We start from the raw sequence: 24,394 nt of genomic DNA, 5'->3' as shown, positions 1-24,394 counted from the left end.
AAGATGAGCACGCATACTTCAGACATTTTTCAGACACCGACGGAACTTAAACGAGAGCAGTTGAGCTTTTGTCCAACCACTGCCAAGGCTTTGCAGGAATGGGTTGCGGGGATTTCGATTCTACAACTAGGGAATTCATCCAAATCCCTGTTTAATGCCTTATTGGAAGTTTCTGAGCTGAAATGTACAGAAACCCTGCGCTTTGACCTGATTCAGGTCTTGCATCCCACCCTTGAAAATGTCCTGACCAGTCTGGAAAAGCATTTCGTCAATCAGGGCCTGATCACTTCCGACCGGAATGACCAGATTATTGAGCTGGCTATGCTGCTGCGCAGTCATTTTGCCAAAATTTATATCGATATCGTCAAACGCTGTAATCATCAGCTGACCCATCAGAAGTTTTCGCTATTTTCTCTAGGCAAAAAGAAGAGCATTCAAACTGCCCGGATGGTATCGATTTATTATGCCCTGCAACAACTCACACTTCTTTTATATCAACAGCATATGCTGTATAGCACGCCAGGTCTGGGACAACGGCTGGCTGCCCATCAACTGCTTGAATGTGCAATAGACAATAATTTCTATCAAAGCAATATCAATCAGGTATTAGGTACCCAGCATGAGATCCAGAACATTGCACATGCCTATGCACAGCTGATTTTACTGGATATCTTCAATACTCATCAGATCCGGCCTGCAGAAATTCAGGGCCTGTATCTATGCAGTTTTGACTGGGCCAAACTGGTACAGATCCTGCCGAAGGAAACCACGCTGTCCCGTTATGTGGTCGATGCCAGCAAAGATCATCCGCCGATCTTTAATTCCCATCAAGAGCCACAGTTTCAGCCGAGCTTCTATATTTCCACACAGAATCTGATGGATCATTTAACGGGTACTCAAAGTAAAAATGCCCAGTATCTGTCGCGGAATGAAAAACTGTTCCTGACCCCTGCACTGCATTTTCATATCTACAATCTGCTCTCGAACAATGTCGAGCGTCGTCATGAACGTTATGAATATTCAGCACAGATCAATATCTGCTTTGGCTTAAGCGTGGCGCATTTTTACCTGTCTAAAGGTAAAAACTTCAACGAAACTCTGGAACTCGAGGCCAATTATAATTTCCAGAGCGAAAGCAGTTTTGTCAGCTCGATGGAAAATGCCATTCCAAGTAGTTTTAGCAGCATCAAGGCGCTCGATCGAGAAACCAAACAGATCCATAGCGCTGAAGTTCTGGATATCAGTGTCAATGGTTACCGGATTAAATGGACTGGTATTACACCTGCCAATTTAAAAACTGGTGAATTTATTCTGGTTCAGGAAAAAACCCAGAGCCAGTGGCGTGGCGGTGTGATTCGCTGGATCAAGCAGTCCACTGACAAGAGCCTGGAAATCGGACTAGAAATTCTGGCACAAGAGCTCTTTCCTTGTGCGGCCTATGCCCGTACTGAACGTCATCATGTCAATTATCAACCCGCACTCTTGGTGAAAATGACGCAACTGGATCAGGTTTCGACCAGTCTCATCGTGTCTGGCTCCCAGATGTTTAGGGAAAAACAAACGATTCATTTACGTCTCGGTCAGGAAGAACTCAAAATCTATCTAACCAAAGCACAACTGATTACGCAGAGTTTCATCCGTTTTGATTATGAATTATTGAATGATCAGGAAGAAGAGATGATCGAAAACTTTATCGATCAGCACATGAATGAAAGCAGAAATCATGATTTATGGGAAGCATTGAAGTGAGAAATCCATTATTGTCTAAAAAGTTAAAACGTACTGAAACACGTTTACTGATTATTGATGATAATCAAATTAGATATAACCAAATCCGTGATCTGCTGACCAGTAATGATTATCAGGTAGATGCCGTCCTGCTGGATGATCTGCAATCTTTTGAAAAACAATTAAATTTCAACTGGGATCTGATTATTTTTGGACGTGCCTACGACCTGAAATATGAACAGGCCTTAAGTTTGGTGCGCCTTTCGCAGCAGCCTAATCTGCCGATGATTTTGCTTAAACCGGATGATTATCAGGCTGAACAATATGCGCAATATATCCGTAAAGGGGTATATGACATTCTCAATTTTGACTACCTGGAACGCTTTTATGTGGGACTGGTTCGAGCATTGTCATTTAGCCGTTTGTCACAGTCTCAGCAACATTTAATGACTGAGCTGGAAACAGCACAAATTCAGGCACAATCTTTAGTAGACGACAGCAACCGTGCTGTTGCCACCATTCAGGAAGGGATTCACATTCAGGCCAATGCGGACTACCTGAAACTGTTTGGCTTGCAAAATGAAGATGAGATTATTGGTCTACCGCTTCTGGATCTGCTCCAGCCTTCAGATTTGAATGATTTTAAAACCCGTTTCAAAAAGATTTCTCAGGGTCAATTTGATTTAGGTCGAGTCGAGATTCAGTCTCTGAATCCGCATGTGTCCGCATCTAACCCATTAAAATTGGAATTCTTGCCTTCAACTGCTGAAGAAGATGCAGTGCAAATTAGCATTGATACCCAATCTAAAACAGTTTCTTCTGAGAAGACTCCTGGAAAACCAAGCGTTTTTCAGTCACTTAAACGTGAACTGAACAAGCAGTCTGCACCAGTGAATGCCTTGGTCACTTTCTCTTTAAGTGCATATGATCCGGAAGTTCTACAGTCTGACTGGACCACTTTTAATGGGTACTTTGATGCAGTCAAAGAATTCCTCAAGGAACAGACCCATATTCCCCTGTTTAAACTGGAATATGATGTCGTTGTCGGTCTGTTCCAGGCAGACTCTAAAGCAATTCTTGAATCCAAACTGATCAGTTTAAATGCCTTAAGCAAACCGCAACTCATTACAGTGGGACAAAAGTCATTCCCTCTAAATTTGCGCTTGGGCTATGTCATGCTTGAACAGGGTTTGCAAGATGAAATGCAATGCAATACGCTGATTGGACAAGCATTCTCGACATCTTTACCTCAAGCAGAAGCTGTACCTGAATTTAAACTTGATATTCCTGCGTCACTGAGCAGTCCGGTTGCGGTAGAAATGCCAAGTATAGATTTCAGTGTTGCTGAAACACCAGTTGCCAGCCCAACATTGGCAGCCGTCAGTCCAGCAGTCACGTCTATTCCTAGCGCTACACCTTCTATTTTGAAAGCCTTAAGTGAATGTCTGGAACGTGGGGAGATCCATTTAAAATATCAACAACTCTATGATAAAGAAGATACGCGTTTATATACCTATGAAGTGACCAGTGGCTTTATTTTTGAGAATAAATGGCAGGATATTTCTAGCCTTTTAGAACTTCATGAAGATGATGAACTGTCCATTAAACTGGATCGCTGGATTCTGGTTGAAGCCAGTAAACAGCTACACAACTTTATTACCCAGTATCCTGATGCAAGCTTAATTGTCAATTTGAACCGTGCCGTACTATTTAAAGACCGCACCTTCCCGGAATTTATTTCCAAGCTGATTACGATTATTCGCAGTAAAGTGAAGCATCCGCTAATCTTGCAATTCTCAGAAGAAGATATTTTACTGAATCAACAAGATGCACAAAAATATCTACGCGTGCTGTATGAACATGGCGCACTGATTGCACTGCGTGATTTTGGTCAATCCATGTACAGTCAAAATTTACTGCGCGAACTTGAACTGGATGGTGTCAGCTTACATTCAAACTTAACCAATATGCTCAATAAAGATACCGAGATTGAGCAACTACAGGAAAAAATTACCAGCTATAATGAAATCAAGCCACTCAACATTCTGATTCGTGAATTAAATGATATGACACTGTTCGCGAATGCCTGGAACGTGGATGCCCGCTTTATTCAGGGGAATTATTTCCAGAAAAAACTCGATCATTTGATTGATGTACAAGATCACTAAGATCTTGTACAAGCCTGCGCATTTAGGAAATCGAATGATAATTTTTTAAATTGCAGGCACAAAAAAAACGGGCTTAAAGCCCGTTTTTTCATTTTGGGTATTAACGTTTAACAGAACGTGACATACCAGCAAAACGTTGTTTGAACTTGTCGATACGACCGCCAGTGTCAACGTTCTTTTGCTTACCAGTGTAGAATGGGTGGCAAGCTGAACATACGTCTAGATAAAGAGTTTCTTTACCAAGAGCTGAACGAGTTTCGATTACGTTACCACATGAACAAGTAGCAACTAAAGTTTCATATTTTGGGTGAATATCGGCGCGCATCGTCGATTACTCCATTAGATTCAAGAAGGTTTAGCTGTCATCGCTATTGATCACTCTCAAATGAGGAAGCAGGAACATCGTTCATGCAGATCAACACCACAACAGACCATTCTTTTGGCCCACCGAGACGGATACCGTCAGAGCTAAGCACAACAAGTGGGCGTCATTATACGTGAAACGAATTCAATATGCGAATTATTCTTCAGCTTCTGATCCAGCCTCTTTGGCCCACAGATTGGCAATAATCCCGCAGACCATCAACTGAATCTGATGGAAAATCATGATCGGCAGGACAATCATGCCCAGCGGCTGGCCAATAAATAAAATTTGCGCCATCGGTACTCCACTGGCCAGGGTTTTTTTAGAACCACAAAAGAATGCCGTTTTCTGGTCAGCGCGGCTGAAGCCCAGCCAGCGTGGAATATAAAGTGATAATAACATCACAATGGTGAGTAACACCGAGCAAGCCAGCAATAGCAGCAACAAGGTACTCAGGCTCACCTCATTCCACAGACCAGCCACTACGGCGCTACTAAAAGCGCCATACACCACCAGTAAAATCGAGCCTTGATCGAAGACCTTGACGATTTTTGGCATTTTCATCATTTGCGGATAGATCCATGGACGCAGAATCTGTCCTAAAATAAACGGTACCAAGAGCAGCAGTGTAATCTGGATAATCGAAGAAGTCGGATCAAAACCATGATCAGATTGACCGAGAATAAAAAATGCCACCAATAATGGGGTAATAAACATACCGATCAGATTGGAAAAAGAGGCACTACATACCGCCCCGGCGACATTGCCATGAGCCACTGAAGTAAAGGCGATCGAGGACTGCACGGTGGATGGCAGGAAACACATAAACAGGAAACCCCAATATAGTTCCTGTCCGAGCATGGGTAATAAAATCGGCTTGGCCAAAAGCCCGAGAATCGGAAACAGGGCAAAAGTTAGCGCAAAAACTAAAGTATGCAATTTCCAGTGCATAATGCCTTGCACCACAGCTTCACGAGACAGTTTGGCGCCGTGCAGGAAAAACAGGATGGCGATCGCTCCTGTCGTCACCCAGCCAAAGACTTCAGCCGCCTTCCCCGAAACTGGCAACACACTGGCCAGCAAAACCATCACAAACAACAGTATCGTAAACCGATCCAATGCCAAGAACTTAAGCATATCTCTATAATCCCTCAGATTTTATTGTTTGATATAAAAATGCCCGGCTATCTTAACAGATGCCGGGCCCATGCTATGCACTCAGATTGATGTAATATTTTCATCTATACATGAATGCATTTCATATATCTCGCTACATCACACTTAGTTATTACGTGCATTGTTGTCTTGCTGGATCAGCTCGATCTTGTAGCCATCTGGATCTTCTACAAATGCAATTACAGTCACGCCACCTTTCATCGGACCGGCTTCACGCACCACATTACCGCCACGCGCTTTAATCTCTTCGCAAGCCTTGTAAGCATCATCAACTGCAATCGCGATATGACCATAAGCATTGCCCAGTTCATAGCTGTCTGTATCCCAGTTATGGGTCAATTCCAGTACGGTGTGATTCTCTTCATCGCCATAACCGACAAAAGCCAGGGTAAAACGGCCTTCTTCGTAATCACGCTTACGAAGCAAAGTCATGCCAAGTACTTCAGTATAGAACTTGAGAGATTGTTCTAAATTGCCTACACGTAACATGGTATGCAGCATGCGCATATTAATCATCCTTCTGTACAGATTGTTGTTGGTGTTCACCGAGCAGTTTTGCGACCCAAACCACCAGAATCAGGATCGGAATCCCGATTAGAGTAGTCATCAGGAAGAAATTCGGATAACCGATATTGGTGACTATAGTACCCGAATATCCGCCTAAAATCTTAGGGGTCAAAGTCATGAGTGAGCTAAAAATCGCATATTGAACAGCGGTAAAAGACACACTGGTCAAGCTCGACAAGAATGCAATAAACGCAGCACCAGCCAGCCCAGCAGCCAGATTGTCGACAATAATAGCAAAATAAAGCCACTTGTCGCTATAAGGTTTAATTACCTTACCACTGACTTCGACTGTATCTGAACTGTTGCCATCCACCACTGCCAAGGGCTGAATATCGACATCCAGATTCTGGGTACTAGCCAACTGATCATTGACCTGATAAACATGCGTGGTTTGCTGAAGTGCCTGATCATCTTGCATCAAGACTGCACTGATAATATGTGCAGGTGACTGAATCAGTTGCTGTGCAGGAATCGCGGCAGTAAATACGCCTTCACTTTCCAGTTTTGCCTCAATATTCTGATCATTGATTTGCAAAACAATCTTTTGATTTTCTTGCAGTGCTTCACCGACATACTGGCCGCGCACCACAATGGTCTTGTCCTGCTCAGCTGCGGTGAGAGTATTGTCACTGGTGATCGGCAGGATCTGTAACTGAGTGCTGCCCTGTTGTGCAGTCAAATATGGCATATTGACCTGCACAGGCGCTTGATTGGTATTATCTGTATTGAGATAAGCGGCTGAGACTTGCAGCTGTTTGCTCTGCGCCAGCACTGCACTTGGGATATCCAGCTTCCAGTAACCTACTTCATCGGTCTCTGCCTGATAAACCTGATTACCGGCTTTAACTTCGACAGCTGCCAGTTTTTCACCAGACTTGACCAGTCCGATAAAAATCAGGTTGGTGGAACAGGCCAGTACGGCGCCGACAAACATCAGTTTCATGATGTTCATCTTCTGGGCCAAGAGCCCGCCAAGGAAACCACCGACTAAAGAGAAAATCACCCCATAGACTTTAACGGCCTCGGCAATCTGTTCTTTACTGAAATTCAGGTCCTGATAGAACACATTGGAAATGACGCCGGCAATAATATCGGAAACCCGATAAAAACCGATCAACAATAACAGCACCAATGCAAGTTTCAAGCCATAACGCTTAAAGAAATCTGCAACCGGATTGACCCAGGTTTCATAGGCCATCTGCTTGTTAACCGCACCCATTTTTACCAAGCCTGCACCAATCGCAAAGGCCACTGCACCCGAGCCAACAAAGCGCAAAGCTTCAAAACAGAACAAGGCAAAGGTATCTTGAATGGCGAATTGTTCGGTGATGCTGGCCACCAGATTGCCCGAATAGATATAGCTCAGAACAAAACTGATCACCGCCACAAAAAACACCGCAACTAAACGGAAATAATCACTGCGCACATAGTGTTTGCGTACCCGGTTAACCTGCGGCTCCCGAATGGACAGTGTGGTGATAATACCGACCAGCATGACGGCAGCCATGGCCAGATAAGTCCATTTCCAGGCATCATAGATATAGTTGCCTTTCGCAGTTCCCAAATAGGCTGCCAGAAACAAGGCACCAGCACCGGCCACGATCATCCCGATCCGGTAACCGGCATTATAGGTGGCGGCCAATACGGTCTGCATCTGGGTTTCCGCCAGTTCAATCCGGTAGGCATCAATCACAATATCCTGTGTTGCTGCGGAGAAACCAAGCAGGACTGCACCGAGCGCCATTTGCTGTAAATGTGTTGCACCCAAAGCCGGATCAGAAAAGGCCATAATTGAAATGGCACAGACAATCAGAATCTGCGCAATCAGCAACCAGGCACGACGATGCCCCAGAGCCTTGGTCAGAAATGGGACTGGCAGTTCATCAATGAGCGGTGCCCAGACGAATTTAAACGAATAGCCCAATGCGGCCCAGCTAAAGAAAGTTACTGCACTTTTGCTGATTCCGGCCTCACCTAACCATAAAGACAGACTGGAAAAAATCAGAAGAATCGGCACACCAGCCGAAAATCCCAAGAACAGCATGATCAATGCACGTCGATCTAAAAATGCTGTAAATGCGGATTTCCAACCCGTCGTTTGTGTTGTCATTGCTTTATTATTTTCCGCAGAAAAACCAATTGCTGCTATTCAATCCTGTAATAGCGTATCTTTCAACAAGATTTATATATTTATCACATTTCCGGTTTTTTATTTTCTGGCAAAAGCGACATGTTGGCTTGAATTTTTCAAGTAAATCTGTATACCTTAACTCTCATCAACGTAATATTTCGTTTTGGATTTTCAACAGTGACCCAGAGACTCGATCAAATTAATTCTTCTATTGCCAGCAACACCAGCACAACTCCACAAAAAATCCGCTCAGATTTACTTATCTCTGCATTTGAACAAAGCGAAATTAAAAATACTCTGGACCATACCCGGTTAACATCCACCCAGCTGACGCACATTCCAAACTTAGAAAAAATTCCTGCGTCAACCAAACGGATCAAGCCCCTGAATAACTTTTTGGGCCAAGATCGCGCACGCGCCTCAGTTGAGGCCGGGATTGCCCTGCCTTATTCCGGCTATAACATTTTTGCTGTCGGTACAGCAGGACTCGGAAAACGCACCATGGTGAAGCGTTTGCTGCAACAGCACGCCAAAACTATGGAAACCCCGAATGACTGGGTGTACGTCAATAACTTTCAGAACCAGCGTCAGCCGATTGCGCTAGAACTGCCCTCAGGTCAAGGTCCAAAATTCCAAGCCATGTTAAATCAAAGCTGGCAAACGATTCTAAAGCAGCTTGAGCGCCGTTTTACTGCAGAGACCTATCACAACCGCATTGAAATGATTCGTCAGGAAACTGGGGATGAGCAGCAGCAGGCGCTCATCGAACTGACCAAAGAAGGCGCAGAACTGGATCTGAAGCTAATCTCACGACATGATGAGCACTGTTTTGTCCCTGTGCATCTGATTGATGACAAATTACAGGAAATGTCTCAGGAAGATCTGAATGCCTTAAGCAACAAAGATCGTGCCGAATTAGCGTCCAACATGCGTTATATGGACAAGAAACTGGAACGTCTGGGTTTGCATCTGGGTGATCTGGAAGATGATGCACGCGATCGCGTACAGATCCTGAACCGCGATATCGCCAAGCAGGTAGTCTTGCCGCGAGTCGAACAGATTCTGGCGAAATTCAAACATGTCGAAGGTCTGGAACATTACCTGAAATACTATGCCGAAGACATTATCAACAATGTCGAAATTGTGCTGGAACAGGAAGAAGATGACTTCACTCCGGCACTGTTCAGTCGCGTTCCCGCACGTTATCAGGCCAATGTGATTATTACCCATAAGCCGAACAGTGGCGCACCGGTGATCTTTGAAGATTTTCCAACGCATTACAACCTTTTGGGTCATGTGGAACAACTGACTCAAAATGGTACGATTACCACGGACTTTACTTTGATTCGTCCAGGTACCTTGCATAAAGCTAATGGCGGCTTCCTGATGCTGGAAGCGGAACAATTGCTGGAACAGCCGTATGCATGGCAAGGCTTGAAGCGCGCGCTTAAATCGGGGCATTTAAAACTGTCTTCACTTGAGCATATGATCACGCTGACCGGCAGTATTTCGATTGAACCTGCCTCAATTCCCCTGAATATCAAGGTCATCTTGCTGGCTGAGCCTGAAATCTATTATGAAATTTTAGAGCTTGAACCAGAGCTAGGCAGCATCTTTAAAATCCGTGCCGATTTTACCGATACATTACAACGTAATGACAATAACGAGCAGGCTTATATGCAGCTGATTGCCGACTATGTGCAATCGGATAAATTATTGCCTTTTGACCGTTCTGCTTTAGCCGCCTTGCTCACAGATTCCAGCCGTCAAGCCGAAGATCAAAGTTCATTGTCATTACATGCTCTTACGCTGGGCGATCTGATCCGTGAAGCACATCATCATGCCTTCCAGGCCGGTGACAAGATGGTTTCAGAAAAACATATCAACACCGCATTGGATCACCGTAAATATCGTCTCGGCTATTTACGTGAACTGTATTGGCAAGATCTGACTCGTGGTACTCAACTGATCGAAACCCGCGGCCATCGTCTGGGCCAAATCAATGCCCTGTCCGTCATTCACTATGCTGATGTTGAGTTTGGTCTGCCTTCACGTCTGACTGCTTCGGTTTACCAAGGTGGCGGTGATATTCTGGATATCGAACGCAGTGTCGAACTCGGTGGCTCCTTACATGCCAAGGGCGTGTTGCTGATGTCGTCTTTCCTGAAAGCACATTTCGGCCGTGAACAGACCTTGCACTTCTCTGCTGCACTGGCCTTTGAACAAAGTTATGGTCAGGTCGATGGTGACAGTGCCACAGTCGCGGAGCTTTCTGCCCTGTTATCTGCTATCAGCCAGTTACCGATTGATCAGTCCTGGGCCATTACCGGTTCCATGAACCAGCTGGGACAAGTACAACCGGTAGGTGGTGTGAATGCCAAAATTGAAGGTTTTTTTGATGCTTGCAAGTTACAAGGTCTGACAGGAAAACAAGGTGTAATTATCCCACGTCAAAATATGCAACATCTGATGCTGCGTAAAGATGTCACCATTGCTGTGGAAGAAGGTCAGTTCCATATTCACGCGATTGATACCATTGATCAGGCGCTGGAAATCCTGATGGCACGTCCTGTCGGCACCTTGAATAAAAAAGGTCGCTATAGCAAAAATTCAATCTATGCCGCAGTAATGGCACAGCTGGATTATTGGCAAGCGATTGAAGATGGTGCCGAACTGGTCGAAGTGCCGAAGAAAAAGAAAAAGAAGAAGAAAAAAAAAGACAAGAAGCAAATCGTCGAGCCACAAACTGAAGTTGAAGCTGATGCTTCGACAGTTGAAAAGCCGGATGCAGCGACAGAGGATTAACTCTGACCTTGCTCCAGATAAAATAGAGATAAAAAAAGCGCTTCTCAATGAAGCGCTTTTTCACATCTGAACTTAATTTAATACAAAATTAAGCATCAGCTGCCGGGCTGTACTGTTCAACTAAAGGCTTTAATTCACCTTTTTGGAACATGTCGAGCATGATATCACTACCACCGATCAACTCACCATTGATCCAAAGCTGTGGAAATGTCGGCCAGCTGGCGATTTGTGGTAACATCGCGCGAATGTCCTGGTTTTCCAGAATGTTTACATAAGCAAACGGACGACCAATTTGACTGAGTGCTTCTACTGCACGTGCAGAAAAACCACATTGTGGAAATTGCGGTGTGCCTTTCATGTAAAGAAGTACTGCGTGTTTTGCAATTTGGTCACGAATTAACGCTTCGGTATCGCGTGCTTGTTCAGTCATTGATAAATCCTCAACTCATCTGTCTCGCATTATACCCAAATCCAGGCAAAACAGTATGTCTAAAGCAATAATTCCAATTTTATTTACAATTACCCTTTAAATCTGAGCGGGTTTTTGCTTATATAAGTTTTTCTTTCCACCTAACAGTTAAGAGTTAGTCATGAATAATATTACCCTCGCACCGGTACAAACTGATCAACCGTCTCATTTGATGCCTGTTTTTGGCCGTCAACCGATCAGCTTTGTCCGAGGACGAGGTGCATATCTTTATACCGAAGATGGTACAGAGTATTTAGATGCATTAACCGGAATTGCGGTATGCGGTTTGGGCCATGCGCATCCAGTCATTGCCGAAGCGATTGCTGAACAGGCAGCGACCCTGATTCATACCAGCAACCTGTTTGAAGTGCCTTGGCAAACCGCTGCCGCACAGAAACTGGCTGAAGTTGCAGGTATGGAAGAAGTATTTTTCTCCAACAGTGGCGCAGAATCAAATGAAGGTGCAATCAAAATTGCACGTAAATTTGGTCATATGCAAGGCATTGCATCGCCTAAAATCATTGTTGCCGACCAGTCTTTCCATGGTCGTACCATGGCCACCTTATCTGCTACAGGCAATAAAAAAGTGCAGGAAGGCTTTGGCCCACTGGTTGAAGGTTTTGTCCGTGTACCTTTTGGTGATATCGAAGCGATTGAAGAAGCGGCAATCAATCACCCGGATATCGTAGCGATTTTGGTTGAGCCTATTCAGGGTGAAGGCGGTGTCAATACCGCACCTCAAGGTTTCAGCTATTTAGAAGAAATTCGCCAAATCTGCAACCAGCATAACTGGCTGATGATGCTGGACGAAGTGCAAACTGGTAATGGCCGTACCGGTAAATACTTTGCTTATCAGCACACCAATATTATTCCGGATGTACTGACCACAGCCAAAGGCTTAGGAAATGGCTTCCCGATTGGTGCAGTCATGACCCAAGGTCGTGGCGTCGGTGTATTAACTGCTGGAAATCACGGTTCTACCTATAGCGGTACAGCACTGGGTTCGCGTGTGGTCTATACCATTCTCGATATTATGCGAAAAGAAAATATCGTCGCGAATGCGGCTGAAAAAGGTGCTTATATCGTTGACCAGCTACGCAACAAACTGGCAGATCAAAATGTCATCGTACGTGGTTTCGGTCTGATGATCGGGATTGAATTACCAAAAGAATGTGGTGATCTGGTTGCGATTGCACGCAATGAATACAAGATGATTATCAATGTCACTGCAGGCAATGTCGTTCGTCTGTTGCCTACCCTGAATATTACCCAGGAGCAGGCAGACCAGTTGATCGAACGTCTGGTAAAAATGATCAAAGCTTATTTGGCATAAAGCCCTAGCCTAAAAATTAAAAAAGCCGCTCTAAAGCGGCTTTTTTATTATTCTGTACTCTATGATGCGTTTTGTAACATACGTCCGCCAGAGATCTGGCTAAAATATTGTTTCAGGGTATCAAGACAACGAAGAATTTTTGTCGGTTGTTGTTCACGTTTCGGAATAACCGCATACAGTGTAATCGATGGCAGTCTCCATTCAGGCAGAACTTCAACTAAAGTACCGTTAAGCAAATCCTTTTTAGCATCAAGATATAAAACCTTGGCAATCCCATTACCCTGCAAGCACATCGATTTTGCAACCAAACCGTTATTGGTACTGAAACGGGATTTCAGTTCAAACTCGGCTTTTTCTGCAGTATTCACATGTTGGAAATGATAATACTGATGGTTTTTAAGATGCGTTAAAGGCAAGACCTCATGATTTTTAAGATCATCAGGTTTCGAAATAATGGTGCTTTGATTAATATAACTCGGTGTCGCCACCAGAATTTGCTCAATCTGCATCAATGGCACAACCTGAAGATTATGCTCATCATTTTTCTGTTCAAATCTTAGGGCGATATCAACCCGCCCATCCAACAAATCAACCTCATGATTGTTTGTTTCTAAATGTACTGCCAAGCCGCGATGTGCAGCTATCCAATGAGAAAGTGCAGGAATCACATGATTCGCGCATAATTCTGGCAAAGAAACGATACGCAGCTCACCCACGAGATCATCACGTAACTCATTGATCCGGACTTTACCGCGCTCAGCAGCAGATAACATTTCTTGACAGCTATGGAAAAAAGCTTGTCCCGCTTCGGTCAGACTTAATTTTCTCGTCGAACGATTTAGAAGTACGACTTCCATATCGTGTTCTAACGAGCGAATTTGTTGACTGACGGCGCTGGTCGTAATCCCTAATTCACGGGCAGCACCGCTAAACGAGTTCTTCTCCACAACGCAAGCAAAGACACCCATTGCTCGAAGTTGATCTAACATAAATTTCCCTCTAAACTTATGAGGTGCTTCATCATTTGATAAAAGCAACTTATTGTATTATACGGCGAAATTTACACTTTGCATTATTTATTTAATTGTTTGGTAAAACTGCAGTAGGATTAATAGGTTTGCCGTCTAAGCGCACCTGAAACTCAAGCATGGTACGGTTTGTACCAGTTGATCCCATTTCTGCAATTTTTTGACCAGCCGTTACATTTTGGCCACTTTTCACATTCAATTTACTGTTATGTGCATAAGCGGTGATATAGCCATTGATATGCTTTACCAACACCAGATTGCCATATTCTTTCAGGCCATCAGCGGCATACACCACCTGCCCGTCTGCTGCTGCAAATACCGGATCACCGACATTGCCACTATAGCGGGTGCCCTTGATATTAGAAGCTAAATTGTATTGCTGAAGAATCGCGCCATTCGATGGTTTTACCCAACGTAGACCTGCTGCAGTAGATACTGGCGTTACAGGTGCAGATGTACTGACGCGTGGTGTGGTTTGTACTGTCGTTGCTGGTGTCACCGGTGCCGGTGTAGGCACTGCAATTGTTTGACGCTGGATTGGCGCTGCCTGAGTCACTGCTTGGGTGCTGGTGCTACGGCGCGTAGTATGGGTTTTCAGGCGGATCGATTGTCCGACATAAATCCGGTACGGCGCACTGATATCATTCATCTCTGCGACACTGATATAGTTCAGTCCATAACGTGCTGCAATCCCACTCAATGTATCTCCTGAACGCACCGTATAGAAATCAGGAGCTGTTGCATAACGCGTTGCATTATTCACCTGGGGTTTGGTGGCACAACCGGTAATTACTCCTGTAGAAATAACAACGGTCGATAAAACGAGGGTTTTAATCAGGGTTGCAGGCGAAGCTACGACACATTTCGGTAACACCAAGAACATTATCTTCCTCTCTAATGCTATACGGTTGCAAAATTCCGTTAAGATTAGCAAAGTTTTACGGCAATATACTTGCAATCGCGAGTTTTTCACAAAGTTATAACACTAAGGACGCATTTTCTGCCAATTGTGTTTGCAAATTCCGCAAACTCTCATAATTGGTGGCATCCATCTGAATCGGGGTAATACTGACATAGCCATTGGCGACCGCAGAGAAGTCCGAATCAATTTCGTTAAATCCTGGCTTAGGGTCTGCGACTGCTTCTCCTGAGAGTCCAATCCAGAATACCTGACGACCACGCGGATCTATATGACTCGTCACCGGTTTAGACTGACGGCGGCGACTTTGATATGTCACTTTTTCACCCTGCAATTCAGTTACATCTGGAATATTGATATTAAAAATATGTCGCTCAGGCAGAACAGGCAAACCACGAGCAATAAAATCATGCACCCATTCGGCGGCCAACTGATAATCCTGAGGCTGCTGATAGCCACGTACATTCGGCCCACTCAGTGATACGGCAATCGCAGGATGTTTAGTTAAACGACCTTCAAAGGCCGCCCCGACTGTACCGGAATACAAGATATCATCTCCCAGATTTGCGCCGCTATTTATCCCGCTAACCACCAGGTCAAATTCAAAATCAAATAGCCCGTTCATAGCCAAGTAAACGCAATCTGCCGGCGTCCCATTAACCGCCCAGACATCAGGAGAAATCTGGATTGGGCGTAAAGGGCGGTCCAAAGTTAAGGCACTAGAAAAGCCACTGCGTTCACTTTCCGGTGCCACAATCACCACTCGCCCCAAAGGCTTTAGCGCTTGCGCCAAAGCCTGAATACCGGGTGCAAACACCCCATCATCATTTGAAACTAAAATATTCACTAAAAAATCTCGTTACGCTAAAAAATGACTGACTAGGACATTTCATTGTATTAGTGCAGGAATTATATATATTTATTGCTCGACATCCATCTTTATAATATGTGGCTCAAGATGATTAAAAAATTCTCTTTATTTAGCGCTCTCACTTTAAGCTTGGCAGCATTTATTTCCCCTTCAGTTATGGCAAACGATCTGACTGTTGAAGAAAACAATACCATTGTAAAAGAAGATATTGCATCAGCACAGGTTATGGCTGAAGTTTGCCCGGCAATCATTGGTCAAAATCCAAAATTTAACAGCACCGTTGAACAATTGATCCAGTCTTATCTTGCAGACTACTCAGATAAAGGCATGAGCTATCAAAAGCTACAGGCAGACAGTGAATATAAATCTTTACTTGAAGAAGCACGTCAGGGTGCAAAGCAAACCAGCTCAGACGAGCAGAAAACTGTCTGTGAAGAAATGCTAAACTACCAAGGCTAAGCCAGCTAAATTTTCAAATAAGACGGTGTAAACATCGTCTTATTTTCTCTTACAGATTTATTCATAATTCTACAGCTTCGCTACATTTTCCCACTTTTCAATTTCAAAAATAAGTTTAAGCTAGGCAAATTATTGTTCTAAATCTTCTTTTTGAGTTTTCAATGAAAAATCCAATATTCCAAGCTTTAACATTCTGCGCAATTTCTGCCGCCACTCTTTTGGGAACTTCTGCATTTGCAGCCGATGAAAACATTAATGTTACCCCAACTCAGCAAGTGACCAAACAGGAACTGGCAGCCATTTATGTTCTTTCAGAAATCTGTCCAAGCATGGTCAAAGACAAGTCACAGTTTAATCAGGGTTATACCAAGCTGGTGACTGAGTATATGCCGGGCCAGCGTAATCCGGTTGAAAGCTTAAACCAGATGGCTAAACAGAACGATTTCCGCAATATTCTGGCCGAAGCACAATCGGATGCCAAGAAAGCCGGCAAGAAAAAAAATCAGGTGATTTGTAATGAATTAACCACCTATAACAATTAAGCTGCTTTTCTGCCGATAACTTACAATACTTTTGAAATAAGACCGGGTTTCCCATAGAAGTCAGCCTAGCTTTGTCCTAAAATGCTAGGCTCTTCGTGCTTACATCAAGATATAGGAACCCACTAGAAATGACCCAAAAAACTGCCCTTGCTGCATTATTATTAGTTCCTAGTTTTAGCTTTGCAGCAACTGTCCTATCTGCACCACCAGAATTGAATAATAAATCCTACGTGCTAATGGACTACGAGACAGGGCAACTTCTCGCTTCAAAAAATGAAAATGAAAAATTAGCCCCTGCTTCAATGACCAAGATGATGACCAGTTACATCATCGAACAAAAACTATTGAGCGGTGAACTCACTGAAGATGAACAAGTGCGCATGAACGAGTCAGCATGGTGTCGCGGCAGTAGCGCGGAATCATGTATGTATGTACCTTTAAATGGTACGGCAACTGCACTTGAAATGCTTCGCGGGATTATTATTCAATCAGGGAATGATGCATCGAAAGCCATGGCTGAACATATTGCAGGGAACGAGGGTACCTTTGCACATATGATGAACCAGGAAGCTAAACGTATTGGCATGACCAATACCAGCTTTATCAATTCAACCGGTATGCCGGCTGAAGGTCATTATTCAACTGCCAAAGATATGGCAACGCTGGCACAACACATCATTAAAGACAGTTCTAAGTATTATCCGATTTATGCGGAAAAAGAATTTACCTTTAATGGCATCAAGCAAGGTAACCGTAATGCCCTGCTATATACTGATCCGAGTGTAGATGGTTTAAAAACTGGCCACACTGATGAAGCTGGTTATTGTTTGACTACCTCATCAAAACGCGGTCCTACGCGTTTGATTTCAGTGATTTTTGGTGCACCAACCATGCAGGAACGTGCGACACAAACACGTGAATTGTTGGCTTGGGGTTATGCAAACTTCGAAACCAAAAATGTTCAACCGGCTAAACAGGTACTTGCTAAAGCCAAAGTCTGGTTTGGTAAGGAAGATGAAGTTCAGATCGGTCTTGCTGAAAACTTTAATGTGACTATGCCGAAAGGTCAGGCCAACGCGATTAAAACCCAGCTGGTGGTTCAGCCTAAACTGACTGCACCTTTACAGCCTGGTCAGGTCGTAGGTAAATACGTAGCGACTCTGGATGGTAAAGTAATTTCAGAAAAACCGTTGGTGGCTTTAAACGCGGTTGAAGAAGCTGGTTTCTTCGCACGTATGCTCGACCACATTAAACAATTCTTCTCAAACTTGTTCTAAGTTTAAATAGACTGTTTTAGTCTAGCACTAAGACCAAAGCACTCATTCAGATGGGTGCTTTTTATTTTATACTATGCACATGATCCTTAAACTTTTAATGAGCAGATCACCATGAGCCAAAACATTCGTTCTTATTTAGACACAACTCCACAAATTGATGAATCGTGTTATATCGATCCGATGGGAATCGTGGTCGGCGATGTGGTCTTGGCTGAAAATGTCTCTGTCTGGCCTTTTGCCGTGATTCGTGGTGATGTTAATTCGATCCGGATTGGTAAAAACTCGAATGTTCAGGATCATGCCATGTTGCATGTCAGTCATAAAAAAGCCGATAAACCGAATGGTTCGCCTTTGATCATTGGTGAAGATGTCACGATTGGCCATCATGTGACATTGCATGGTTGTACGATTGGTAATCGCGTATTAATCGGGATTAACAGCATTATTCTGGATGATGTCATCATTCCGGATGATGTGATGATTGGTGCAGGTACACTAGTTCCACCGGGCAAAGTTTTGGAAAGTGGTTGGCTCTATGTGGGCAGCCCTGCCAAAAAAGCGCGTCCGCTCACTGAAAAAGAAATGGCATTCTTGCCATATTCTGCACAAAATTATGTGAAAGTTTCAAATAACTATAAATAATGCTCAGTTTCGCATAAGAGATTTCATGTTAAATGAATTTCAGAACGTGTCGATGCGGTGCGTGAATCATAATCTCAGTCGGCTTTGTTGCACAAAGATTTGAAATGCAAAGCGCCCCTAATTGAGCCAAATTTAAGGCGTAACTTGGGTAAGTGGTCGACCTAATTCCGTAAATCTGTTAAGGACTGCTACACGTGCATGGATCTCATTCACTTGGCTTTGAAAGCTCCTTGCACTCAGTTTATCGCCCAATAATTTAATGCAATGCATCTTGGTTTCTACCAAACTTCGCCGATGATAGCCTGACCATTTTTTCCATAGTGTCCTGCCTAAACGTTTAACTGTTCGAAGTAATTCATTTCGTTCTAGCGAGCTACTCTTTGTATCTTTCCATGGTTTCGCATTTTTCTAGGTGGAATCACCGCATCCCCTTGCCGATCTGCAATGACCTGACGGCATTGCTTGGTGTCATAAGCTCCATCGGTATAAACAGAGTCAATCTGCTCATCTTGTGGAATCTGATTAAGTAAATCACCAAGCACCTGTGAATCACTGACATTATTGGTTGTAAGCTGAACTGCTCGTATTTGTAGGGTTTTAGCATCTATACCAATATGAAGTTTACGCCATTGGCGACGATATTCAGGTCCATGTTTCTTGCGCTTCCATTCGCCCTCACCTAGAAACTTCATGCCTGAAGAGTCCATGAGTAGATGCAGCCCATCGCTACTTTTTTGGTAGCTGATTGCAATATCAATATGCTTTTGTCTTCTACAAAGCGTGGTGTAATCTGGAGCTATCCAATTTAATCCGCAAAGTTTAATCAGACTTTGCACAAAGCCAGTAACCATACGTAAAGATAGACGGAATAAGGATTTAATCATTAAGCAGCATTGGATGGCTGCGTCGGAGTAGGTTTGATTTCGCCCTTGTTTGCCTTTTGATGGCGCATACCATTGCGTAGCAGGATCAAACCAAATGGCAATATTTCCGCGACTCATGAGTGCTCGGTTATATGCGGGCCAATTGGTTGTGCGGTAGATTTTGTGTGTAGGCTTCTTCATTTGAAAATTATATCGCTGAAAAAGCCTTTACAGATAGGTTTGTGCAACAAAGCCGTTAATCTTTAAAAGAACTCCTTTAAAGAATTCCCCATTCAACATAGCCACACACCCTAAAATTTTATACAATAGTGCATCCTTTTCCATGGTGCTGCTTTATGACCGCTTGGACTGCTCATGTCACTGTCGCAACTATCGTTGAAAAAGACGGAAAATTCTTGTTTGTAGAAGAACATACAGAAGGTGTGACACACACGGTATTTAATCAGCCAGCAGGTCATGTGGAATGCGGTGAAACCATTATCGAAGCCGCAATTCGTGAAACCATGGAAGAGACCGGACATACGGTTGAAGTAACTCATCTTTTAGGGATATATACTTATACCCCACCGATGTTCCCGGATCGTACATATTTTCGTTTCTGCTTTTTAGCCAAATCCATTGACTATGACCCAAATGCCACTTTAGATACAGATATTGTCGGCGCAGTCTGGATGACGCTCGATGAACTGATTGGATCTGCTCGCGCGCGTAGTCCATTGGTGATTAAAGCCGTGCAAGATGCGCTTTCAGGTCAAAAATATCCTTTATCGCTCATTTACGAGCACCAAAATTCTCCCTTAATTTCAAATTTGGATGCCTAATCCTATGCAACAACGTGTCATCGTCGGTATGTCAGGTGGTGTAGATTCATCTGTTTCTGCTGCCCTTTTACTTCAACAAGGTTATCAGGTTGAAGGTCTTTTCATGAAAAACTGGGAAGAAGATGACGGCACAGAATATTGCACGGCGATGGAGGATCTTGCCGATGCACAAGCCGTTTGCGACAAAATCGGCATTAAACTGCATACCGCAAACTTTGCCATGGAATATTGGGATCGCGTATTCGAACATTTCCTGGCGGAATATGCAGCTGGCCGTACGCCAAACCCAGACATTTTATGTAATAAAGAAATTAAATTTCGTGCCTTTCTCGATCACGCAGTAAATCTGGGTGCAGATTTTATTGCGACGGGTCATTATTGCCGTCGTGGTGAAACCATGACCAACTCACGTGGTGAAGAATATGCACCTTTATTGCGTGGTGTGGACAATAACAAAGACCAGACTTATTTCCTGCATGCGGTTCATGGTCGTGAAATTAATAAGACCCTGTTCCCTGTTGGTGAAATTGAAAAGCCACAAGTCCGTAAAATTGCAGAAGAATTAGATCTGGTTACGGCCAAGAAAAAAGACTCGACTGGGATCTGTTTTATTGGTGAACGTCGTTTTAATGACTTTTTAAAGCAATATTTACCTGCTCAACCCGGAAAAATCGTGCTGGAAGATGGTAAAGAGGTTGGTGATCATCACGGCTTAATGTACTATACGCTCGGTCAACGCGGTGGTATTGGTATTGGCGGTATGAAAGGCGTTGCTGAAGGTGCCTGGTTCGTATTGCATAAAGATATCGAAGGCAATCGTCTGGTGGTCGGTCAAGGCCATGAACATCCTCTCATGCAAAGCACTATGCTCTGGTCTGAAGCGATTGACTGGGTCGCAGGTGAGCAGGATATTCCTGAAACAGGTTTCCGTTGCACAGCCAAAACCCGTTACCGTCAGACTGATCAAGCATGTACTGTGTATCAAGATTCAGAATCACCGAATGGTGTTTGTGTTGAGTTTGATGAACCTCAACGTGCAGTGACCCCAGGTCAAAGCGTGGTGTTCTATTCAGGTGAAGTTTGTTTAGGAGGTGGTGTGATTCATCATACCAATGCGCCTAAACCTGATTTTATAAAAGGATGAATTCGGCATGACGGAGTTACCATTTCAACCAGCCACAACGTTGAATACTCGTCAAAATCGTGCTTTGGCATTAGCGGGTGTGTTTCAGGCCACCCAGCTAACCCATATGACAGCATTGACGGGTCAGCAAAGCATTGGTGAAAGTGGTAACTTTTATTTTGAACAGTTGATTAGAGCCAGTCTTAATATCCGTCCCGGCAGTAATCAAAATGCCCAGACCCTAGACTTTTTTAATCAACTGGCCGATATTTCCTTAGGTTTAAAAACATTAGAAAGCAGCATTATTCAACCCTTCAATACTTCTCCAAAATCCAGAATTCCAAAACTTTCCAGCACCAAACTTCCCATGAGCTATGCAATGGCACTTCTTCAATTAGAAAAGAAGGTCTATAGCAACCCCAAATTTGTTGAAATTATTGAACAGTCCCAACAGAAAATTCTCAGACAGCTTTCTTTCTTTGATAATAATTACCTGCACCCCAGCATCATTGCCAATCTCGCTCAAACCTATGTCGATACGGCCGGACAGATTAATCCGCGCATTATGGTACGTGGCAATGCCGAAGCCTTTAAAGATGCCGGACACACCAACCGTATTCGTGCGTCCTTATTTACCGGTTTGCAAATGGCGCATCTGTGGCGCCAGCTCGGTGGCAGCTCTTGGGGCATGGTATTTGGCAAACGCAAGTTACTACAAGATATTCAGAATCTGGCGCGTTTACAGTTTCAGGTGGTTTGACTGATGCTGCACGTGTTTCGTTTTACGTTTAATTCCAAAATCTAAGGAATCGATATGAACGCTTTAACTGCACTTTCTCCATTAGATGGACGTTACGCGAGCAAATGTGATGCTCTACGTCCTTTTCTTTCTGAGTTTGGTTTAATCCATGCTCGTGTGACTGTTGAAGTGCGTTGGTTACAAGCGCTTGCAAACCACCCGGAAATTACTGAAGTACCGGCGTTTTCAGGCGAAACTAATGCAGCGCTTGATGCGATTGTGAGCGATTTTTCTGAAGATGATGCTAATCGCATCAAAGAGATCGAACGCACCACTAACCACGATGTTAAAGCGGTTGAGTATTTCCTGAAAGAAAAAATCGCTGGTATTGAAGAACTTAAAAATGCCGGTGAATTCATTCACTTTGCATGTACGTCTGAAGATATTAACAACCTGTCACATGCCCTCATGTTGAAGAGTGGTCGTGATGTACTGGTCGCATCTATGCAGCAAATCATTGATTCAATCGTTGCACTTTCTGAAAAGCATGCGAACCAGCCAATGTTGTCTCGTACACATGGTCAAACTGCAAGCCCGACGACTTTGGGTAAAGAAATGGCGAACGTGGCTTACCGTCTTGCACGTCAAATCAAACAGTTCAAAAATGTTGAGCTACTGGGCAAAATCAATGGTGCAGTCGGTAACTACAATGCGCACTACTCTGCTTACCCAGACATCAACTGGCCTGCGCATTCACAAGCATTTGTAGAGTCTTTGGGTCTAGACTTCAACCCGTACACCACTCAAATCGAGCCACATGACTATATGGCTGAACTGTTTGATGCGCTACGTCGTTTCAACACTATTCTGATCGATTTTAACCGTGACATTTGGGGCTATATCTCTCTTGGTTTTTTCAAGCAAAAACTGAAAGAAGGTGAAGTGGGTTCTTCAACCATGCCGCACAAAGTTAACCCGATTGACTTCGAAAACTCTGAAGGTAACTTGGGTATTGCAAACGCGGTACTTGCCCACTTAGGCGAAAAACTGCCAATTTCTCGTTGGCAGCGTGACCTGACTGACTCGACTGTGCTTCGTAACATGGGTGTTGGTTTTGCGCAAAGCTTAATTGCTTTTGAAGCTTGCTCTAAAGGTATTGGCAAACTTGAGTTGAACGCTGCGCGTATCAATGAAGACCTAGATAATGCGCAAGAAGTATTGGCTGAGCCTATTCAAACTGTAATGCGTCGTTACAACGTTGAAAAACCATACGAAAAATTGAAAGCGCTGACTCGTGGTCAAGCCATGACTCGCGACATGATGGTTGATTTCGTAAATGGTAACGAGTTGGAAGCTGTTCCTGCTGCTGATCGTGCGCGTTTAGCAGAAATGACTCCTGCCACTTACACAGGTAATGCTGCTGACCAAGCCAAACAAGTAGCTGAGCTGATTGCTAAAATCTAATTTGCAATAAGACGAAAAGGCGAAGCTCAGGCTTCGCCTTTTTATTTATAATGTGTTTTATTCTAAAAAAGATATTTTATAATAACGACATGATTGATCATCGACTTTCCGCCAAACATTACACAAGCCTGAGCATTTTAATTCTGGCGAGTTTGCTTGCCAGTATTCGTCCTTTAGAACTGGAAGCTTATCTCTTGCATCAAGCAGGCACAGTTTTCATGATCATCATGCTGCTCATCTGCCTGTATAAAATCGGGCTGAATTTTTTAAGTTTTAATTTATATATTCTTTTTCTGATTGTTCATGTGATTGCTGCGCACTATCTGTATACTTATGTGCCCTATAACCAGTGGATCGAACAGATTTTTGGCTTTAATCTGAATGAAGCCATGCACTGGTCACGCAATATGTTCGACCGATTTGTCCATCTGACCTATGGATTATTACTTTATCCAGTTTTCCATCGCCTGTTTCAGGTCTGGTTGCCGCAGCAAAAACCCGTGGTCATTTTCCTACTGGTGATTCAGTTTGTGGTGGCCAGCAGCATGCTCTATGAATGGCTGGAATGGCTGATTGCCATTGGTTTATCTCCTGAGGAAGCGGAAAACTATAATGGACAACAAGGTGATATGTGGGATGCACACAAAGACATCTTGCTTGCTACGATTGGCGCGGCGATAACAGGCGGTCTGCAGTTGATATCGACCAATAAAAAAGCTCACCGAAGTGAGCTTTGAAATTCATTCAAGATCAATTGAATTAAAGTTTTGGATCACGCATTTAATTACATTCACTCTGTACACGACAAAAATAGATAACTCATTGAAATAATGTCACAATAATTGTTTTCTAACGACGAATACTATGACACATCTCAATGAGTT

At 43.6% G+C, this 24,394-nt stretch carries 21 protein-coding genes and 1 pseudogene; 13 read left to right on the top strand and 9 right to left on the bottom strand.

What is annotated here, in order from left to right; translation table 11 throughout:
- The first annotated feature begins 3 nt into the window (after positions 1-3).
- Together NI464_RS02780 and NI464_RS02775 are read left to right on the top strand one after the other, a co-directional pair.
- Complete coding sequence (locus tag NI464_RS02780) at positions 4-1,749, top strand: GTPase (RefSeq protein WP_253137713.1); 1,746 nt, start codon at positions 4-6, stop codon at positions 1,747-1,749.
- Positions 1,731-3,896, top strand: a complete 2,166-nt coding sequence (locus tag NI464_RS02775; protein ID WP_253137712.1) for an EAL domain-containing protein — start codon at positions 1,731-1,733, stop codon at positions 3,894-3,896. The genes NI464_RS02780 and NI464_RS02775 overlap by 19 nt, the downstream gene beginning before the upstream one ends.
- A gap of 100 nt (positions 3,897-3,996) precedes the next feature.
- Here NI464_RS02775 and rpmE read toward each other — a convergent pair whose 3' ends face one another.
- The 4 genes from rpmE to NI464_RS02755 all read right to left on the bottom strand — a co-directional run bounded on the left by rpmE (position 3,997) and on the right by NI464_RS02755 (position 8,113).
- Positions 3,997-4,221 (bottom strand): 50S ribosomal protein L31, encoded by a 225-nt coding sequence (gene rpmE, locus NI464_RS02770; protein WP_004279743.1) that lies wholly within the window; start codon positions 4,219-4,221, stop codon positions 3,997-3,999.
- Between the two features lie 195 nt (positions 4,222-4,416).
- Positions 4,417-5,397, bottom strand: a complete 981-nt coding sequence (locus tag NI464_RS02765) for a bile acid:sodium symporter family protein (protein ID WP_004646546.1) — start codon at positions 5,395-5,397, stop codon at positions 4,417-4,419.
- Positions 5,398-5,541: 144 nt separating this feature from the next.
- The gene (gene gloA / locus NI464_RS02760; protein ID WP_004279741.1) at positions 5,542-5,943 is read right to left on the bottom strand and encodes a lactoylglutathione lyase; all 402 of its coding nucleotides are present in this window, start codon (positions 5,941-5,943) and stop codon (positions 5,542-5,544) included.
- A gap of 1 nt (position 5,944) precedes the next feature.
- On the bottom strand, positions 5,945-8,113 hold the full coding sequence (locus NI464_RS02755) for an AmpG family muropeptide MFS transporter (protein WP_005266937.1): 2,169 nt from the start codon (positions 8,111-8,113) through the stop codon (positions 5,945-5,947).
- 198 nt (positions 8,114-8,311) lie between these two features.
- On the opposite strand from NI464_RS02755, the gene NI464_RS02750 reads away from it, so the two are divergent.
- Positions 8,312-10,939 carry a Lon protease family protein gene (locus tag NI464_RS02750; protein ID WP_420914102.1) on the top strand — a complete coding sequence of 876 codons (2,628 nt, stop codon included), beginning with the start codon at positions 8,312-8,314 and terminating at the stop codon, positions 10,937-10,939.
- Between the two features lie 88 nt (positions 10,940-11,027).
- Here NI464_RS02750 and grxD read toward each other — a convergent pair whose 3' ends face one another.
- Positions 11,028-11,369: a Grx4 family monothiol glutaredoxin gene (grxD, locus tag NI464_RS02745; protein ID WP_253137711.1), complete on the bottom strand. Its 342-nt coding sequence runs from the start codon at positions 11,367-11,369 to the stop codon at positions 11,028-11,030.
- Between the two features lie 160 nt (positions 11,370-11,529).
- Between grxD and NI464_RS02740 the strand changes: the two genes are divergently transcribed.
- On the top strand, positions 11,530-12,741 hold the full coding sequence (locus tag NI464_RS02740; RefSeq protein WP_004646541.1) for an aspartate aminotransferase family protein: 1,212 nt from the start codon (positions 11,530-11,532) through the stop codon (positions 12,739-12,741).
- A 59-nt stretch (positions 12,742-12,800) separates the two neighbouring features.
- Here the strand turns inward: NI464_RS02740 and NI464_RS02735 are convergent, their stop codons facing one another.
- The 3 genes from NI464_RS02735 to surE all read right to left on the bottom strand — a co-directional run bounded on the left by NI464_RS02735 (position 12,801) and on the right by surE (position 15,535).
- Positions 12,801-13,730, bottom strand: a complete 930-nt coding sequence (locus NI464_RS02735; protein WP_004279736.1) for a LysR family transcriptional regulator — start codon at positions 13,728-13,730, stop codon at positions 12,801-12,803.
- 91 nt (positions 13,731-13,821) lie between these two features.
- Positions 13,822-14,652, bottom strand: coding sequence for a peptidoglycan DD-metalloendopeptidase family protein (locus NI464_RS02730; RefSeq protein ID WP_004279735.1), 831 nt, complete (start codon positions 14,650-14,652; stop codon positions 13,822-13,824).
- Positions 14,653-14,746: 94 nt separating this feature from the next.
- The gene (gene surE, locus NI464_RS02725) at positions 14,747-15,535 is read right to left on the bottom strand and encodes a 5'/3'-nucleotidase SurE (protein ID WP_004279734.1); all 789 of its coding nucleotides are present in this window, start codon (positions 15,533-15,535) and stop codon (positions 14,747-14,749) included.
- Positions 15,536-15,646: 111 nt separating this feature from the next.
- Between surE and NI464_RS02720 the strand changes: the two genes are divergently transcribed.
- From NI464_RS02720 to NI464_RS02705, 4 genes are all read left to right on the top strand, one after another.
- Positions 15,647-16,018 carry an MCR_0457 family protein gene (locus tag NI464_RS02720; RefSeq protein WP_004279733.1) on the top strand — a complete coding sequence of 124 codons (372 nt, stop codon included), beginning with the start codon at positions 15,647-15,649 and terminating at the stop codon, positions 16,016-16,018.
- A 161-nt stretch (positions 16,019-16,179) separates the two neighbouring features.
- Positions 16,180-16,560 (top strand): MCR_0457 family protein, encoded by a 381-nt coding sequence (locus tag NI464_RS02715; RefSeq protein ID WP_005104587.1) that lies wholly within the window; start codon positions 16,180-16,182, stop codon positions 16,558-16,560.
- Positions 16,561-16,688: 128 nt separating this feature from the next.
- Positions 16,689-17,837, top strand: a complete 1,149-nt coding sequence (dacC, locus tag NI464_RS02710; RefSeq protein WP_004646537.1) for a D-alanyl-D-alanine carboxypeptidase PBP5/6 — start codon at positions 16,689-16,691, stop codon at positions 17,835-17,837.
- 111 nt (positions 17,838-17,948) lie between these two features.
- Positions 17,949-18,479, top strand: a complete 531-nt coding sequence (locus NI464_RS02705; RefSeq protein ID WP_004730083.1) for a gamma carbonic anhydrase family protein — start codon at positions 17,949-17,951, stop codon at positions 18,477-18,479.
- A 132-nt stretch (positions 18,480-18,611) separates the two neighbouring features.
- Here NI464_RS02705 and NI464_RS02700 read toward each other — a convergent pair.
- Positions 18,612-19,543, bottom strand: a pseudogene (locus NI464_RS02700) (IS5 family transposase).
- 155 nt (positions 19,544-19,698) lie between these two features.
- Here NI464_RS02700 and NI464_RS02695 point away from each other — a divergent pair.
- The 5 genes from NI464_RS02695 to NI464_RS02675 all read left to right on the top strand — a co-directional run bounded on the left by NI464_RS02695 (position 19,699) and on the right by NI464_RS02675 (position 24,247).
- Positions 19,699-20,184 carry an NUDIX hydrolase gene (locus NI464_RS02695; RefSeq protein WP_129717535.1) on the top strand — a complete coding sequence of 162 codons (486 nt, stop codon included), beginning with the start codon at positions 19,699-19,701 and terminating at the stop codon, positions 20,182-20,184.
- Between the two features lie 4 nt (positions 20,185-20,188).
- Positions 20,189-21,328: a tRNA 2-thiouridine(34) synthase MnmA gene (gene mnmA, locus NI464_RS02690; RefSeq protein WP_253137710.1), complete on the top strand. Its 1,140-nt coding sequence runs from the start codon at positions 20,189-20,191 to the stop codon at positions 21,326-21,328.
- Between the two features lie 7 nt (positions 21,329-21,335).
- On the top strand, positions 21,336-22,067 hold the full coding sequence (hflD, locus tag NI464_RS02685) for a high frequency lysogenization protein HflD (protein WP_005107369.1): 732 nt from the start codon (positions 21,336-21,338) through the stop codon (positions 22,065-22,067).
- Positions 22,068-22,121: 54 nt separating this feature from the next.
- Positions 22,122-23,510 carry an adenylosuccinate lyase gene (gene purB, locus NI464_RS02680; protein WP_253137709.1) on the top strand — a complete coding sequence of 463 codons (1,389 nt, stop codon included), beginning with the start codon at positions 22,122-22,124 and terminating at the stop codon, positions 23,508-23,510.
- An 89-nt stretch (positions 23,511-23,599) separates the two neighbouring features.
- Positions 23,600-24,247, top strand: a complete 648-nt coding sequence (locus NI464_RS02675; protein ID WP_253137708.1) for a DUF2238 domain-containing protein — start codon at positions 23,600-23,602, stop codon at positions 24,245-24,247.
- Positions 24,248-24,394 lie beyond the last annotated feature (147 nt).

Origin of the sequence: Acinetobacter lwoffii (assembly GCF_024129685.1) — a bacterium.
GTDB lineage: Bacteria > Pseudomonadota > Gammaproteobacteria > Pseudomonadales > Moraxellaceae > Acinetobacter > Acinetobacter lwoffii_X.
Note: the sequence above shows the minus strand (reverse complement) of the source record. Positions and strands in the feature narration are given on the sequence as shown.